The organism is Haloparvum sedimenti (genome assembly GCF_001462205.1).
In the GTDB taxonomy this organism is placed as follows: domain Archaea; phylum Halobacteriota; class Halobacteria; order Halobacteriales; family Haloferacaceae; genus Haloparvum; species Haloparvum sedimenti.
The window spans coordinates 86,447-100,540 of record NZ_LKIR01000142.1 but is presented as its reverse complement, the minus strand read 5'-3'; the positions used below and the strand labels follow the sequence as shown (position 1 = coordinate 100,540).

General features: G+C 69.5%; 15 protein-coding genes and 1 pseudogene. 5 read left to right on the top strand and 11 right to left on the bottom strand.

Annotated elements, in window-relative coordinates; translation table 11 throughout:
• Window positions 1-21: 21 nt before the first annotated feature.
• A complete protein-coding gene (gene arsB / locus AN233_RS15055; protein WP_058367583.1) occupies window positions 22-1,197 on the bottom strand; it encodes an ACR3 family arsenite efflux transporter in 1,176 nt (391 codons plus the stop codon).
• On the bottom strand, window positions 1,190-1,588 hold the full coding sequence (locus AN233_RS15050; RefSeq protein WP_058367582.1) for an ArsR/SmtB family transcription factor: 399 nt from the start codon (window positions 1,586-1,588) through the stop codon (window positions 1,190-1,192). The genes arsB and AN233_RS15050 overlap by 8 nt, the downstream gene beginning before the upstream one ends.
• Window positions 1,589-1,828: 240 nt before the next feature.
• Here AN233_RS15050 and AN233_RS15045 point away from each other — a divergent pair, with 240 nt between their 5' ends.
• Window positions 1,829-2,746 carry a phosphotransferase gene (locus AN233_RS15045; RefSeq protein ID WP_058367581.1) on the top strand — a complete coding sequence of 306 codons (918 nt, stop codon included), beginning with the start codon at window positions 1,829-1,831 and terminating at the stop codon, window positions 2,744-2,746.
• Between the two features lie 166 nt (window positions 2,747-2,912).
• Here the strand turns inward: AN233_RS15045 and thrC are convergent, their stop codons facing one another.
• Window positions 2,913-4,199 carry a threonine synthase gene (thrC, locus tag AN233_RS15040; RefSeq protein ID WP_058367580.1) on the bottom strand — a complete coding sequence of 429 codons (1,287 nt, stop codon included), beginning with the start codon at window positions 4,197-4,199 and terminating at the stop codon, window positions 2,913-2,915.
• 146 nt (window positions 4,200-4,345) lie between these two features.
• Here thrC and AN233_RS15035 point away from each other — a divergent pair, with 146 nt between their 5' ends.
• Window positions 4,346-5,548: an outer membrane protein assembly factor BamB family protein gene (locus AN233_RS15035; RefSeq protein WP_058367579.1), complete on the top strand. Its 1,203-nt coding sequence runs from the start codon at window positions 4,346-4,348 to the stop codon at window positions 5,546-5,548.
• Window positions 5,549-5,594: 46 nt separating this feature from the next.
• On the opposite strand, the gene AN233_RS15030 is transcribed toward AN233_RS15035, so the two are convergent.
• Genes AN233_RS15030 through AN233_RS15020 form a run of 3 tightly spaced genes read right to left on the bottom strand, consistent with a single transcriptional unit; the run spans window position 5,595 to window position 6,634 of the window.
• Window positions 5,595-5,969 carry a helix-turn-helix domain-containing protein gene (locus tag AN233_RS15030; RefSeq protein ID WP_058367578.1) on the bottom strand — a complete coding sequence of 125 codons (375 nt, stop codon included), beginning with the start codon at window positions 5,967-5,969 and terminating at the stop codon, window positions 5,595-5,597.
• Window positions 5,970-5,999: 30 nt separating this feature from the next.
• Complete coding sequence (locus tag AN233_RS15025; protein ID WP_058367577.1) at window positions 6,000-6,245, bottom strand: hypothetical protein; 246 nt, start codon at window positions 6,243-6,245, stop codon at window positions 6,000-6,002.
• Window positions 6,246-6,280: 35 nt separating this feature from the next.
• The gene (locus tag AN233_RS15020; RefSeq protein WP_058367576.1) at window positions 6,281-6,634 is read right to left on the bottom strand and encodes a cell division protein SepF; all 354 of its coding nucleotides are present in this window, start codon (window positions 6,632-6,634) and stop codon (window positions 6,281-6,283) included.
• A 151-nt stretch (window positions 6,635-6,785) separates the two neighbouring features.
• Here AN233_RS15020 and AN233_RS15015 point away from each other — a divergent pair, with 151 nt between their 5' ends.
• Window positions 6,786-7,529 (top strand): DUF1028 domain-containing protein, encoded by a 744-nt coding sequence (locus AN233_RS15015; protein WP_058367575.1) that lies wholly within the window; start codon window positions 6,786-6,788, stop codon window positions 7,527-7,529.
• Between the two features lie 663 nt (window positions 7,530-8,192).
• Here the strand turns inward: AN233_RS15015 and AN233_RS15010 are convergent.
• A complete protein-coding gene (locus tag AN233_RS15010) occupies window positions 8,193-8,987 on the bottom strand; it encodes an endonuclease/exonuclease/phosphatase family protein (RefSeq protein ID WP_058367574.1) in 795 nt (264 codons plus the stop codon).
• A gap of 152 nt (window positions 8,988-9,139) precedes the next feature.
• Complete coding sequence (locus AN233_RS15005) at window positions 9,140-9,361, bottom strand: DUF7472 family protein (RefSeq protein ID WP_058367573.1); 222 nt, start codon at window positions 9,359-9,361, stop codon at window positions 9,140-9,142.
• Between the two features lie 305 nt (window positions 9,362-9,666).
• Between AN233_RS15005 and AN233_RS15000 the strand changes: the two genes are divergently transcribed.
• Window positions 9,667-10,197 (top strand): SWIM zinc finger family protein, encoded by a 531-nt coding sequence (locus tag AN233_RS15000; RefSeq protein WP_094192432.1) that lies wholly within the window; start codon window positions 9,667-9,669, stop codon window positions 10,195-10,197.
• Between the two features lie 34 nt (window positions 10,198-10,231).
• On the opposite strand, the pseudogene hjc reads toward AN233_RS15000, so the two are convergent.
• Window positions 10,232-10,651, bottom strand: a pseudogene (gene hjc, locus AN233_RS14995) (Holliday junction resolvase Hjc); the annotation flags it as partial.
• Window positions 10,652-10,754: 103 nt separating this feature from the next.
• Window positions 10,755-10,943 (bottom strand): hypothetical protein, encoded by a 189-nt coding sequence (locus AN233_RS14990; RefSeq protein ID WP_058367571.1) that lies wholly within the window; start codon window positions 10,941-10,943, stop codon window positions 10,755-10,757.
• 312 nt (window positions 10,944-11,255) lie between these two features.
• Here AN233_RS14990 and AN233_RS14985 point away from each other — a divergent pair, with 312 nt between their 5' ends.
• On the top strand, window positions 11,256-12,503 hold the full coding sequence (locus tag AN233_RS14985) for an RNA-guided endonuclease InsQ/TnpB family protein (protein WP_058367570.1): 1,248 nt from the start codon (window positions 11,256-11,258) through the stop codon (window positions 12,501-12,503).
• A gap of 76 nt (window positions 12,504-12,579) precedes the next feature.
• On the opposite strand, the gene AN233_RS14980 is transcribed toward AN233_RS14985, so the two are convergent.
• Window positions 12,580-13,866, bottom strand: coding sequence for an adenosylhomocysteinase (locus AN233_RS14980; protein ID WP_058367569.1), 1,287 nt, complete (start codon window positions 13,864-13,866; stop codon window positions 12,580-12,582).
• Window positions 13,867-14,094: the final 228 nt, after the last annotated feature.

Genomic DNA, 14,094 nt, shown 5'->3' with positions numbered 1-14,094 from the left:
GAGTGGATGATTATCGGGGTCTCAGTCGTCGTTCGGTGCGTCCGTGGCCGAGGTATCAGCGGCCGGGGCGTCGAGGCTACCGGTGTCGAAGCCGGTCCAGTCGAACCGGTCCTGGAAGTGGAGCGCGACCTTCACCAAGCCGAGCAGCACCGGGACCTCGATGAGCGGGCCGACGACCGTCGCGAACGCGACGCCGGAGCCGACTCCGAAGACGGCGACTGCGACGGCGATGGCCAGCTCGAAGTTGTTCGACGCGGCGGTGAAGCCGACCGCGGTCGTCGTCGAGTAGTCCGCGCCGATCCCCCGGCCCATGCCGAAGCTGACGAGGAACATCACGACGAAGTAGATCGTCAGCGGGACCGCCAGCAGCAGCACGTCCGTCGGCGCCGCGACGATCGCCTCGCCCTGCGTGGCGAACATCACGACGACGGTGAACAGCAGCGCGAGCAGCGTCAGCGGGTCGATCCGGGGGACGAACTCGGTCTCGTACCACTCCTCGCTCTTGACGCGGGTGCCGACGTACCGCGAGAGGAAGCCGGCCGCGAAGGGGATCCCGAGGAAGACGACGATGGCCTCGAACACCTGCGCGACGCTCACGTCGAAGGTGGTTATTCCTGCGACGAGCGCGTCCATCCCGAGCAGCGGCGGGAGCACGAGCGCGAAGAACCAGACGTAGACGCCGTAGGTGAGGATCTGAAAGAGGCTGTTGAACGCGACCAGCCCGGTGACGTACTCCGTCGACCCCTCCGCGAGCTCGTTCCAGACGAGCACCATCGCGATACAGCGCGCCATCCCGATGAAGACGAGCCCGAGAAAGAACTCCGGCCGCGCCGGGAAGCCGGGCACCAGCCCGCTGAAGAAGAACACCGCCAGCCCGAACATCAGCGTCGGGCCGATCAGCCAGTTCTGTGCGAGGCTCAGACCCAAGACGCGCCAGTTCCTGAACACGGTCGGGAGCCGCGAGTAGTCCACCTTCGCCAGCGGCGGGTACATCATCAGCACCAGCCCGATCTCCACGAGGTGGAGGTCCTGAATCGGCGCGGTCACCGACGGCGCCAGGAAGCCAAGCCCGACGCCGAGCGCCATCGCGCCCGCGATCCAGACGGTGAGGTACTTATCCAGAAAGTCCATCGAGCGCGGGTCGCCGCAGGCTTCACAGCCGCAGTCCGGGCCGTGCTCGTGGGCCACGTCACTCATCCGAGACGCTCCCGTCAAGCACCGTCACCAGCGCGACGGCGCGGTTCGTCGCGCGGTACTTCTTCCAGCGGCCGTCCTTGCGGCCCTCGACGAGCCCGGCGTCCGCGAGGTCGGAGAGCGCGTGGCTGAGCCCGCTCTCGCTCACGTCGACGACCGCCTGCAGCTCGCAGACGCACAGCTCCTCGCCGGCGGCCACGAGCACGCGCGCCAGCGTGTAGCGCGTCTCGTTCGCCAGCGCCGAGAGCACGCCGAGCTCCGCCTCGACCTGTCCGGCCCCGAGCGCGGCCTCCAGCGTCCCGAGCTCGTCGAGCCGCCGGTCGACGTCCTCGCTGCGACACTCCCCGAGTTCGTCCTCCAGATAGCGTTGCAACCGGTCCGTGGCTTGAGCCATCGGAAGATAGTTGAGAGTCTGTTCAAGTAATTGTTGCGGTGTGGCGTCGAAGCGGTTCGAGATCAGGCCGGACTCGGGCACGGTGCGTGCCGGGCTCCGGCGACCACCGGCGAGGGCGGGGGGGCGTGCCGATCCGTACGTTTTTGTCGATCCCGCCGGTCGATCCGTTCGAATCTCCCGGTCGTAGCCGCAGCACCGTGCGAGGCACGACCGGTCGCCGCCCGTAACGCGGCGCTCACCATGTCCCACCGAGTTCGAAACCGGCTCAGCAGTCAGTTCGACAGTCACGGAATCGTTCGCCAGTTACACGACGTCCCGCCCCACGAGGTGTACGAGGTGGTCGTCGACGGTCGGCGTGCGGTGTACAAGGGCGACACCGGACCGACCGGAAACGCGGGAATCGAGGGTCGGGTCATCGACTTCGTCGGACGGGAGACCTCCGTTCCCGTCCCCGAGACGCTGCTCGTTGCTGACGGGTACTACGTCGCCGCGTGGCGCTCCGACGCGCCGGGCCCCGACGAGCAGCACCACGCCGACGAGACGTGGGCGCACGCCGCGGGACGAGGGCTGGCGACGCTACACGCCGAGACGAGAGGGACGGTCGACCGATACGGACGGTTCGATGCCGAGGGGGGCGAGCTGGCGATCGACGGCGACGACTCGTGGCACGACGCCGCGCTCGCGTACGTCCGCCGCCACCGCCCGATCCTCGCCCGACACGGTCACGCCGATGTCGCGAACGCCGTCCTCGACCATCTCGTCGAGCGTCCGAGCCTCCTCGACGGGGCGGACGAGCCGGTGTGTTGTCACGGCTGGGCGACGCCGGAACACGTCGCGGTCGCCGACGGTCGCGTCGCGTGTCTGGTGGATTTCGAGCACGCCGTCGCGGCCCCCGGCGAGTTCGACTACTGGCGAACGAGCATGCCGACCTTCGGCCCGGAGCCCGGGGAGCTGCGACGGCGCTTCCGGGAGGGGTACGAGTCCGTCCGCTCGCTCCCGGCGGGATTCGACGCGCGACGGCCGGCGTACGTCCTGCTGAATCTGGTCTACTACTTCGAGTCGCTGTACGTGCAGGAGCAACGAGGCCGGACCGAGACCGCGAAGCGTGCCGAGATGATGCGGGACGAAGTGTTCGCGATACTGGACGAACTGCCGTGACGAGGGACCGGCGACGACCGAGGCTCGGTCGCCGAACGCGTCCGGTTCCTCGCGTTCAGTTGAAGAATCTCTCAACAGAGAGATCTTGAGGAGCCCCCGGCGCAGGCGATGCGCTGCGGTCGCCGATCGCGAGAGCATCGGCCGCCCCGGCTCCGATTCCCGCGCCCTACTCGTCCGCGAGCAGGTCCAGCACCGCGTCCACGTCGTTCGCGACCGGCTCGGGGTCACCGCCGGCGGCGTAGGCCGCGTCGGGGTCCTTCAGCAGGTGGCCCGTGGTGAGACAGACCACCTGCTCCTCGTCGTCCACGACGCCCTCGCGGCGGAGTGTTCTGAGCCCGGCGACGCTGGCGGCGGAGGCCGGCTCGACGCCGACGCCCTCGTGGGCGAGGTCGCGCTGGGCCGCGGTTATCTCGTCGTCCGAGACGGCGACCGCGGTGCCGCCGGTGTTCCTGATCCCCGGGAGCGCCTTCGGCGCGTTGACGGGGTTGCCGATGCGGATCGCGGTCGCGCGCGTCTCGACCTCCTCCCAGCGCCGGACCTCGTCGTTGCCCGCCTCGACCGCCTCGACCATCGGCGCCGCGCCCTCGGCCTGCACGCCGGTGATCTTCGGCACGTCGGTGGGGTCGAGCGCGCCGGCCTGCACCAGCTCACGGAACGCCTTATAAATGGCCGCGGTGTTGCCGGCGTTGCCGACCGGGAGCACGATCCGGTCCGGGTAGGTGCCGTAGTCGGCGTGGAACGCCTCCAGGATCTCGAAGCCGATCGTCTTCTGTCCCTCCAGCCGGAAGGGGTTCAGCGAGTTGAGCAGGTACGCCTCGCCGCGGGCGGCCAGCTCCTGCACGATGTCGAGACAGCTGTCGAAGTTGCCATCCACCTCCAGAATGCGGGCGCCGTGGAGGCTCGCCTGCGCGATCTTGCCGGCCGCGACCTTCCCTTCGGGGAGCAGCACGAGCGTCTCGAGGCCCGCGCGGCCGCCGTAGGCCGCCAGCGCCGCGGAGGTGTTGCCGGTGGAGGCGCACGCGAGCGCGCCGACGCCCAGCTCCTCGGCGACGCGGACGCCGACGGTCATCCCGCGGTCCTTGAACGAGCCGGTGGGGTTCATCCCCTCGTGTTTGATCCGGAGCGCGTCGACGCCCACGTCCGCCTCGAGGCGGGGGACCTCGTGGAGCGGCGTGTCGCCCTCGGGGAGCGTGACGCCGAGGTCGAACGGGAGCGCCTCGCGGTAGCGCCAGACGCCGCGCTCGGGACCCTCTGTGTCCGCGCCCGCGCCGAAGCCGTCGAACGTCGGCGGGTCGGCGTACCGCACCTCCAGCAGGCCGTCGCAGTCGTCGCAGGTGTAGCGCACGTCCTCGAAGGGGGCGAACGTCGCGCCGCACTCGATGCAGGCGAGCCACGCGCCGTCGGCCGCGCAGTCGGGGGCCTCGGGGGCCGGAGCGTCGAGGTCGAGACTCATTGGTCAACCCTCCGTACCCGGCCCGTAAAAGGCGGGCGGTGCTGGCGGATGGTGCCGGGCGGGACCGACACCGACCCGCGCCGCCCGGCGCCGACCGCCCTCGGAGTCCTGAAAGCCTTTATCCGCGCCGCCGGAACGCCCGCACGATGCCCTCCACCAGACGCGACCTCCTGTCCGGCGCCGCCGCCCTCGGCACGACCGGGCTCGCTGGCTGCGCCGCCCTCGGCGAGGACCGCGAGCCCGACCTCTCGGGCGACTGGCCGCAGGTCGGACGCGACGCCGCGAACGCCAACCACGCCCCCCACGCGACCCTCCCCGCGGCGGTCAGCGTCGCGTGGCGTCACCGCGTCGGCGGCTGGCCCTACGTCCAGCCGGTCGTCGCCGAGGGGACCGTCTACGCCGCCGGCGACCACGGCGTCTTCGCGCTCGCCGCCGCCGACGGCGCGCCGCGGTGGCCGGAGCCGATCGACCTGCGGCCCTCCGGCGGCCTCGCGCTCACCGACGGCGCGGTGCTCGTGCCCCACGACCCGCCGACTCGGACCGATGATCCGCCCGCGCTCGTCGCGCTCGACCGCGCGACCGGGACCGAGCTGTGGCGCGTCGACCTCGAGGCGCGGGGGTTCGCGCCGAGCGTCGCCGACGGCGGCGCGTACCTGCGCACGGACGCCGCCGCGCTCGCGGTCGACCTCGGCGGCGACGCGGCCGGTCCCGAGCGGGTCCGCTGGCGCCGGTCGCTCGAACCGCTGCGCTACGACGAGTACAACGCCGTCGGCGACGACATGACGACGCTGATCGCGCCCGCGATCGACGCGGACTGCGTCTACCTCCCCGACGACGGGACCCTGCTCGCGCTCGACCGGGCCTCGGGCGAGCCTCGCTGGCGGGAGCCGCTGGAGGCCGCCATGGCGAGCCCGGTCGCGGACGAGGCCGGCGTCGTGGCGACCGGGATCGGCGGGACGGTCGCGCTGACTCCCCACGGCGAGCGCCGCTGGCGGATCGACCGCGGGAGCTGGACGAGCGCCGCGGCGGCCCCTGGGTCGATCTACGTCGCCGACAGCAGTCTCACCGCTCACGACGCCGCGGACGGCTCGCGGCGCTGGACGGCGGACGGCGGGACCGGGATCCAGGTGTCCCAGCCCGCGGTCGTCGGCGACGCGGTCGCGATCGCCGGCAGCGAGGTGCTCGCCCACCGACGTGGTGACCTCGGGCGATTCACCGACCGGGAACTGCTGGCGATCCGAGCGGACGGCGCGCACCTCGCGGCCCACGGCGGGCTGGCGGTCGGCGGTGGGCGCCTGCTCGTCGTCGACGGTATCGCGGGCGCGGTGGTGGCCTACGAGCCGGCTTGAGGCCGTGGGACGATCCGGCCCTACGAGCGGAGAGGGCCGCGGGCGCTCACAGCTCCCCCGGCTCGAAGCCGTCGATGGCGTCGTGGACGTCGGCGACCCACTCGTCGAGCGCGGCGTGGAGCCGCTCTTTCGCCTCCGACAGCGGGACGGCGGTGTACTGGTAGACGTAACCGCCCGAGTCGAGCAGGCGACGCTGCCGCTCGACGAGGCCCTTCTCCAGCAGCGTCGACAGCGAGCGGTTGACGTTCGAGCGGTCGCGGTCGAGCTCCTCGGCCAGTTCCGCGATGGTGCTTCCGGGGTTGTTCAGCAGGACGACGTACGTCCGGCTCTCGTGGTCGCGGACGCCGAACACACACGAGAGGACGTGCTCGAAGCTCGGCGAGGAGTCACCGACGAGGTCCTCGATCTCGGGGTCGCTCATGGGCGTAGTACGTGACCGCGCGCTTAAAGGTCAGTTCTCCGGCCGGGCGTACCCCATGTGGGCGATGCACTCGCGCATGCCCGCCTCGTCGTCGTGGCGGTGGAGCCGCGTCGGCGTGTCGCAGTAGAACGTCTCGCCGTCGTGGCGGAGCGCGACCTCGGACTCGCTCCCGTACGCCTCGACGGTGACGAGCACGCGGCGCCCGTCGCGGAGCTGGTCGATGATCTCGTCCGCGGAGAGTTCACCGGCGGAGACGCGAAGCGGCGCACCGCTCATGTTCCACGGAATGTCCGAGAGGACACGAGTCTCTGCTACTCCAGTTTCTGTCGCGAGATGGAGACGCCGGTCGGCGCGAGGATGATCTGGTCGTCGCCCTTCTGGACGATGTCGCCGTCGACCTCCTGTGCGACCTGTCGCAGCTCGTCGATGATGTACTCGACCGTGCGGTCGGAGGTGGAGTGGCGCGTGATGTCCGCGATGACGAAGTCGCCGTCGTAGACGGCGTCCTTTATCGGGATGATGTCGCTTTTGTCGCCGATCTCCGCGATGTGGACCGTGATCCCTGCGCCGCCGGCCGCCTCGGCGAAGTCGTCGAGGTCGAGTTCGACGTAGTCGTCGACCGACCGGTTGCCCCCGCCGCCGAGGATCTTGCTCATGATGCCCATACACCCCAATGCCGGGGAGACCGCATTAGGTCTTACGTCAGACGCACTGCGACGACTCCCGGACGCGCCCGCACATCAGGGTCGCGGACCGACCGGAGTCCGCCCTTCCGCGAAACCCGGGTTTTTGTCCGCTCGCGGGCGATGCTCGGCCATGACCTTCAGCATCTGCGTCCGCGAGGAGTACACCGACGACGAGGGGGAGAGACAGACCCGGTTCGGCGTCGCCGTCACCACCCGACTGCCCGGCGTGGGGACGCTCTGTCCGTTTGCCTCGGAGAGCGGCGCGGTCGCCACCCAGTCGCTCGTCAACGTCGAGCTCGGGCGAAAGGGGATCGCGTACCTCGACGACGGGCTCGCGGTCGAGGACGCCCTGCCCGCCCTGCTGAACGCCGACGACGGGAAGGAGAGCCGTCAGCTTCACGGCGTCGACGCCGACGGGACGTTCGCGTTCTCCGGCGAGGAGTGCAAGGGCTGGTTCGGCCACACGATCGGCGAGAACTACACCGTCGCCGGTAACCTGCTGACCGGCGAGGCGGTGATCGAGGCGACCGCGGCCGCCTACGAGTCCGACGCCTTCGGCGACGCGCCGCTGTCCGAACGGCTGATCGACGCGCTGGAAGCCGGCCACGCGGAGGGCGGGGACAAGCGCGAGGACCTCCCCGTTCAGTCGGCCGCGCTGATCGTCGAGACCACCGAGGACCGCGAGGGCGGGGACCCCTACTACACCGACCTGCGAGTCGACGCGACCGAGACCCCCATCGCGGACCTGCGCGAGACCCACGAGACGGCCGCGCGCGGCTGGGAGGACGCGTTGGCGAAGTACGAAGCGGAATCGGAAGACACCGAAGACGCCGAAGACCCAGAGGAGAACGACGAACGCGACGACGCCGAGTAGTGGTCATCGCAAGCCACGAATTTCGAGCGTTCGGCAACGGCCGTCCGTTCAGTCAGTGGTCGTGGCGGTGCGGTCGGCGCGCGAGAAACGCGCGCGAGGGAGCCCGCAGCCGCGGTCGCGCAGCGGTACGGTGCGGTCGCGCGACCGCGGCTGCGGCGAGGCTGGGGAGGCGTGAGGCTGCTGTGCGGTTGCGGAGCTGGGCGGTTGCGGTACGGGGCGGGGCTGTGGGTGGGACTGAAAGGGGCAGCCGGCTCGATCCGGCCCCGGCGCCTCAAGCACTCGCGCCGGGCGTTGCTGAGAGGCGCGAGCGCGCAGAGCGTGCCGCGGCCGGTCGAGCCGGCTGGGGCTTTCTGGGTGTTGCTGTCCAGATCAGCAGGATCGACAGCAGACTCAGAAAAAACGTCGCAGGGAGAGCCGGCTGGGGCTTTCTGGGTGTTGCTGTCCAGATCAGCAGGATCGACAGCAGACTCAGAAAAAACGTCGCAGGGAGAGCCGGCTGGGGCTTTCTGGGTGTTGCTGTCCAGATCAGCAGGAACTGCAACAGTACCGGAATGGGTGTCTCAGAGAGCCAAATGCGACGTTCGAACCGGACGCGACCTTCACGATCCGCCCGCACCAGTCACCACTCCTTCTCAATCCTCCGAGAACCTCCGTGGAACACCGTCAGATCCGAAGCCGCGCCAGCACGGGCAGGTGGTCGGAGGGGTGGCGCCCGCGGTCGTCCAGATCCGCGAGCGTCGCGAACGCCGCCACCTCAACCTCGGGGCCGACGAGGACGTGGTCGATGCGCCGGCCGTGGATCGGCCCCCGGAAGTCGGTGATGCTGGTGTCCGGGCCGTGGGTCACGTCGGCTGCCTCGGCGGCCGGTCGGAGGTCGCCGTCGGTGAGGATCCGGTGCGGCTCGCTCCCCGGCCGGCAGTTGAGGTCGCCGACCACGACCGCGGGCGCGTCGGTCGCTATCGCCGCCACGCGCTCCCGGAGCAGCCGAGCGCTCTCGCGGCGGGCCCGCGCGCTCTCGTGGTCGAAGTGGGTGTTGAACAGGTAGCACGCGGGGCCGCGGCCGCCGCCTTCGGCCCCCTCATCACCGGCGTGCGCCACGCGCGCCCAGGTGACGATCCGGGGATGGTTCGCCCCCCACGCGGCGCCGGGCTCCTCGGGCGTCTCGGAGAGCCAGAAGGTGTCGCGGTCGGTTATCGTCCAGCGGTCGGTCCGCGCGCCGACGGGACACGCCTCGCCGTCCCCGCCGGCCCGTCGCCCGCGGCCGACGAGGCGGTGCGCCGGGAGCCCCGCCTCGAGGTCCGCCACCTGCTCCGGCACCGGCTCCTGGAACCCCACGAGGTCCGGCGCGTGGAACCGGACGAGGTCCGTCACCCCTTCCCGGCGGAACTCCCACACGTCGTGGCCCTCATCCGGGTTCGCGTAGCGCACGTTGTACGAACAGACCCGAAGCTCGGTCATCGACCTGTGCAACGCGCGGCGGGGCGTTAAAAGGCGCGGCGGTGGAGCGACGGGTCGGGCGGAAAAGCGACGAACCGGACGGCGGAGCGAGCGCGGCCGTGGGTCGCGACGCCCTCCGGTCGGGGACTCGCAGAACGGGGCCGGCTGTCGGTCTACTCCTCGTCACTCACTCGGATCAGGTACGCCCCGACGCCCGCCATCAGGAGGACGAAGCCGGCGAGCAGTCCCACCAGCGCGAGCGAACCGCTCGCGGAGAGCCCCGCTTCGGAGCCGTTGCCGAACGTGGTGCCGAGCGCGACCAGCCCCGCGACGAAGACCGCGGCCGCCAACAGCGAGACCGCGACCTGCCGGCGGAGTTCCGCGTCGATATCCATGCCTGCGGGTACCCCCGGCCCGCTCAAAAGGACTTCGAAAGCGCGGACGCCCGGCCCCCTGTCGAGAACACGCGAGAGACGAGCCGAAACGCGCTGTTTCGGCACTTCATCCGCTCCGACCGACCGGAGATTTATACGCGCTCGGACCCTCTCTCCACACGAAGTGAGGGTCTCCCGCCCTCTTCCCATCCATGACGCAAACCAGCAACACAGCCGCGTCATCCGCCGACCCGACACGAATCCCGTCCGTTTCGCCTCGAACGTCGGAGCCGGAGACGCGCGAGGACCGCGCCCGAACCGAGCCGATGACCGTCCGCCCGCTTCGGGACCGCCGGTACGTCGTCGAGACCGAGGGCGGCACCTACGTCGTCGCGCTCGACGCCGGCACCTGCACCTGTCCCGACCACGCCATCCGCGGCGCGCGCTGCAAGCACCTCCGTCGCGTCGAGCGCGAGGTCGCCGCCGGGAGCGTCCCCGGTCCCGACGAGCGCGTCGGCGTCTGTGCGGTCTGCGGCGCCGAGACGTTCGTCCCCTTCGAGGCGACCGGGCCGCAGCTCTGTGCCGACCACCGGCCCGAACCGGGCGCGGCGGTCCGCGACCGGGAGACGGGCAAGCTCCTGATCGTCACCCGCGTCACCGACGAGCGCGCCGACGCCCGCGAGACCGACGAGGGGCGGCCCATCGCGGACTACCCGACCAACGCCGGCTACGGCGCCCACGAGCCGGTGGTGGAGGCCGTCTACGTCGACGCGCTCTCGCCGACCACGGGGGTCCGCGACGCGAAGCGGTACGGCTTCCCCGCCTCGCGGCTCGTCGCGGTCGACCGCGGGGAGTGACGCGGTCGCCGTCGCGGGCTCCCGAGAGGGCTTATAAATCGTCCAGCGTCGTCCGCTCGGAGTCGCCGACGAACTCCGCGAAGTCCGTCCCGTCCGACAGCGCCGTCTCCTTTTTCACCCGATAGTTGCCGCCGTCGGTCGTGTAGAGGTCGCCGGGGTGGAAGAAGTACCAGTCCTCGCGGTCGAACCGGACCGCGATGCGCGCCTTCGCGCCGAAGTTCCGCGAGAAGAACAGCAGTGCCTCCACCTCCTCACCGGTGAGGTAGATGGGGTCGCCCGCGGAGGACTTCGCCTCGATGGCGTAGAAGCGCTCGCCGTTGCCCGCGAGCACGTCGGGGAGTTCGCGCTCCGTCGCGCTGCCGCTCGCGGGCGCGCGCATAACCGCGAAGCCCGCCTCGTCGAGTGCGTTCACCAGCTCGCGCTCGCGGCGGTCGCCCTTACGGTTCGCGGACATGCTCGCCCTCCGTCGGTTCCGTCATCGACGGAGATTGCTCGGACGAGGGTAAAAGCCCTCGGCTCCGCGGCGTCGTCCGCCGACCCACCCCGCGGCGACTCGCCTACGCTCCGGTACTGCCGCTCGCGCCGTCGTCCTCGCCGAGCACGACGCTGGCGACCCCGGCGACCGCGAACAGCACGCCCAGCAGGATCCAGCCGGGGAGGATGCCGCCGTCGTTGAGCGCGAAGTTCGTCGCCGCGAAGCCGAGACAGGCCGCCGCCGCCAGCGCGAGGTAGATGCCGTTCTCCATGGTCGCGTCTCGACGGCCGGACTTTTAGGTGTAACTCTTGCCGCGCATGCGAATGTCTGTCTCGGGGTCGGCGGTCGCGAAGGACGGAGAATCGCCCGCGGAGGAGTCGGAACACCCGACCGACCGGCCGAGGTTGCCCCGGTCGCCCCGATCAGCGTTTTCGAGGTGGAGCCTCCGGCCTCAAGGAGCGACCGAAGCGTAGCGAAGGGAGCGAGTAGGCCGGAGAGTAACCCGACATGGGACGACATAACCAGCATACTGCGACCGGCCGACCCCCAGACATATAAGTACCATCGGGTACTCTCTGAAGTCATGGTGGTGCGTCGAACCGCCGTCGTGAAACTCGCCGTTTCCGACGAGCAACGCGACGCACTCCACCGAACCGCCGAGCAATACCTGTACTGCGCGAACCGAACCGCCGACTACTGTTGGTCCGACACCTCCTACACCGAGTGCAACACCAACAAGCGAGAGGTTCGTGACGCGCTCTACTCCGAACTTCGAGAGGAGACGGACCTACAGGCACAACTCGTCCAAGCCGCCATCAAACGCGCCGTCGAAGCTGTCAAAGCGTGTGTCGAACGGTGGAAGAAAGGACAGCGTGTCTCTTGTCCGACGTTCACCGCCGAAACGATGGACTACGACACGCGGAGCGCCACCTTCTATCGCAACAAGGTGTCTCTGGCAACTGTCGAGGGGCGGATCGAACCATCGTTCGTTCTCCCGGCGGACAGCCCGACGCCCTACGAGCGGTACGTACTCTCCGAGGACTACGAGTTCCGCGAGAGTACGCTTCGGTACGACGCGGCAACCGACGAGTTCTACCTCAACATCTCAACGCAGCGGGTAGACGGTGACGCAGAGGTTTCGGCAGATACCGGGCACTCCGACCAAACGGTCCTCGGCATCGACCTCGGCGTCAACAGCCTCGCTGTGTCCTCAACCGGCACGTTTTGGCAGGGGGACGACTACGACCACTGGTGTCGTGAGTTCGAGAAGCGACGTGGAGAGATGCAACGGCGCGGCACGCAGGCCGCACACAAGGCCCTGCTTCGCCTCGGGAAGCGTGAAGAGGCCTGGCGCAAACAGTACATCCATACGATCGCCAACGAACTCGTCTCGGAAGCCGTCGAACACGACTGCGACGTTATTGTGTTCGAGGACTTGACCGACATCCGAGATCGACTATTGCAGGCGGAGTGGCATCATGTATGGGCGTTCCGACGCCTCTATGAGTACGTCTCCTACAAGGCCTCTGAACAGGGCATCTCCGTGGAACAAGTCGAACCGAACCACACGTCCCACCGCTGTTCTCGGATGGATTGTGGATTCACGCACGAGGACAACCGCCACGGAGAACACTTTGAGTGCCAGAAGTGCGGGTACGAGGTCAACGCGGACTACAACGGTGCGAAAAATATCGGGTTACGGTACGCCCGAAAACGGACACACAGACTCCGTTCCTCGCCCAAGTCGGGGAGCGGAGACGCAGAAGTAGACCTGCGTGTGAATGGTGGGACGTTGAACGGCGAGAGTCACCGGCCTATTGCTGGTGATTGATTGCCGCGAGTCCACATCAAAGCCCCACCCTCAAGGACCGAGGCGCGTATGCGCCGAGGGAGTAGGGAGGGGTAGTTTACGTCCCGTGTTCCCAGCTGCCCATGTACTCGCGCTGTTCGGCCGAGAGCTCGTCGTAGTCGACGCCCTCGGCGGAGAGTTTGATCTCGGCGACCTCGCGGTCGAGCTCGTCGGGGACGTCGTGGACGCCCGGCTCGTACGCGTCCCCGTTCTCGACGAGTTCGCGAACGCAGACGGCCTGAATGCCGAAGCTCTGGTCCATGACCTCGACGGGGTGGCCGAGCGCGATGGGCGCCGCGAGGTTGACGAGCCGTCCCTCCGCGAGCACGTTGAGCCGGCGGCCGTCGGGCAGCTCGTACGCCTCGACGCCGTCGCGGGCCTCGTAGGTGTCCACGGCCATGTCCGCGAGCTGGTCGAGGTTGATCTCCACGTCGAAGTGACCGGCGTTCGCGAGCAGGACGCCGTCGTTCATGACCTCGAAGTGCTCCTCGGTGATCACGTCGCGGTTGCCCGTCGTCGTGACGAACACGTCGCCTTTCTCGGCGGCCTCCTGCATCGGCAGTACGTCGTAGCCCTCCATGTGCGCCTCCAGCGCGCGCCGGGGCTCGACCTCGGTGACGATGACGTTCGCGTTCTGGCCCGCCGCCTTCTTGGCGACGCCCTTCCCGCAGTAGCCGTAGCCGCCGACGACGACGTTCTTGCCGGCAAAGGAGAGGTTCGTCGTCATCGCGATGGTGGCCAGCGAGGACTCGCCGGTGCCGTGGACGTTGTCGAACAGCCGCTTCATCGGCGTGTCGTTCACCGCGAAGACGGGGTACTCCAGCGCCCCCTCCTCGTCCATCGCGCGCAGGCGGTGGACGCCCGTGGTCGTCTCCTCCGCGCCGCCGACGATGGTGTCGATCAGCTCCGGGTACTCCTCGTGGACGATCTTCACCATGTCCATCCCGTCGTCGACGGTGATGGTCGGGTCGTGGGAGACGACCGAGCGCAGGGCCTCGTAGTAGCCCTCGTCGTCGACGCCGCGGACCGCGTAGGAGGTGATCCGGTCGTGGCCGTCGAGCGCCGCGGACACGTCGTCGTGCGTGGAGAGGGGGTTACAGCCGGTGATCGCCACCTCGGCGCCGCCGTCCGCGAGCAGCTCCACGAGGTTCGCGGTCTTCGCCTCGACGTGCATCGCCATCGCGATGACCTCGCCCTCGAACGGCTGCTCGGCCGTGAATGACTCCCGAAGCTCCTGCAGGATGGGCATGTGCTGCAGCGCCCAGTCCATCTTCCGTCGCCCCTCGCGGCGGGCCGTCGCCGGGTCCGAGAGGTGCTCGGACACCGGCGCGTAGTGTTCGCTCATGGATCTGGCTTGGCCGACCGCACCCAAAACGCTACCGACACCGGTCGGGACGAACTCGCTCGAAGGCGACGAGAGAATACCCGACGGTGCCGCCGCTGGCCGTCTCGTGACCGGTCAGAAGTGTCGGGCCGAGATCGGACCGCTTCGGCCCCGCACGAACCCCGCCCGTGGAAACCGCGTGGGTGGTGTGGGTGGTGGAGAGTGAGGCGGTCCCACGCTGCGCGGTTC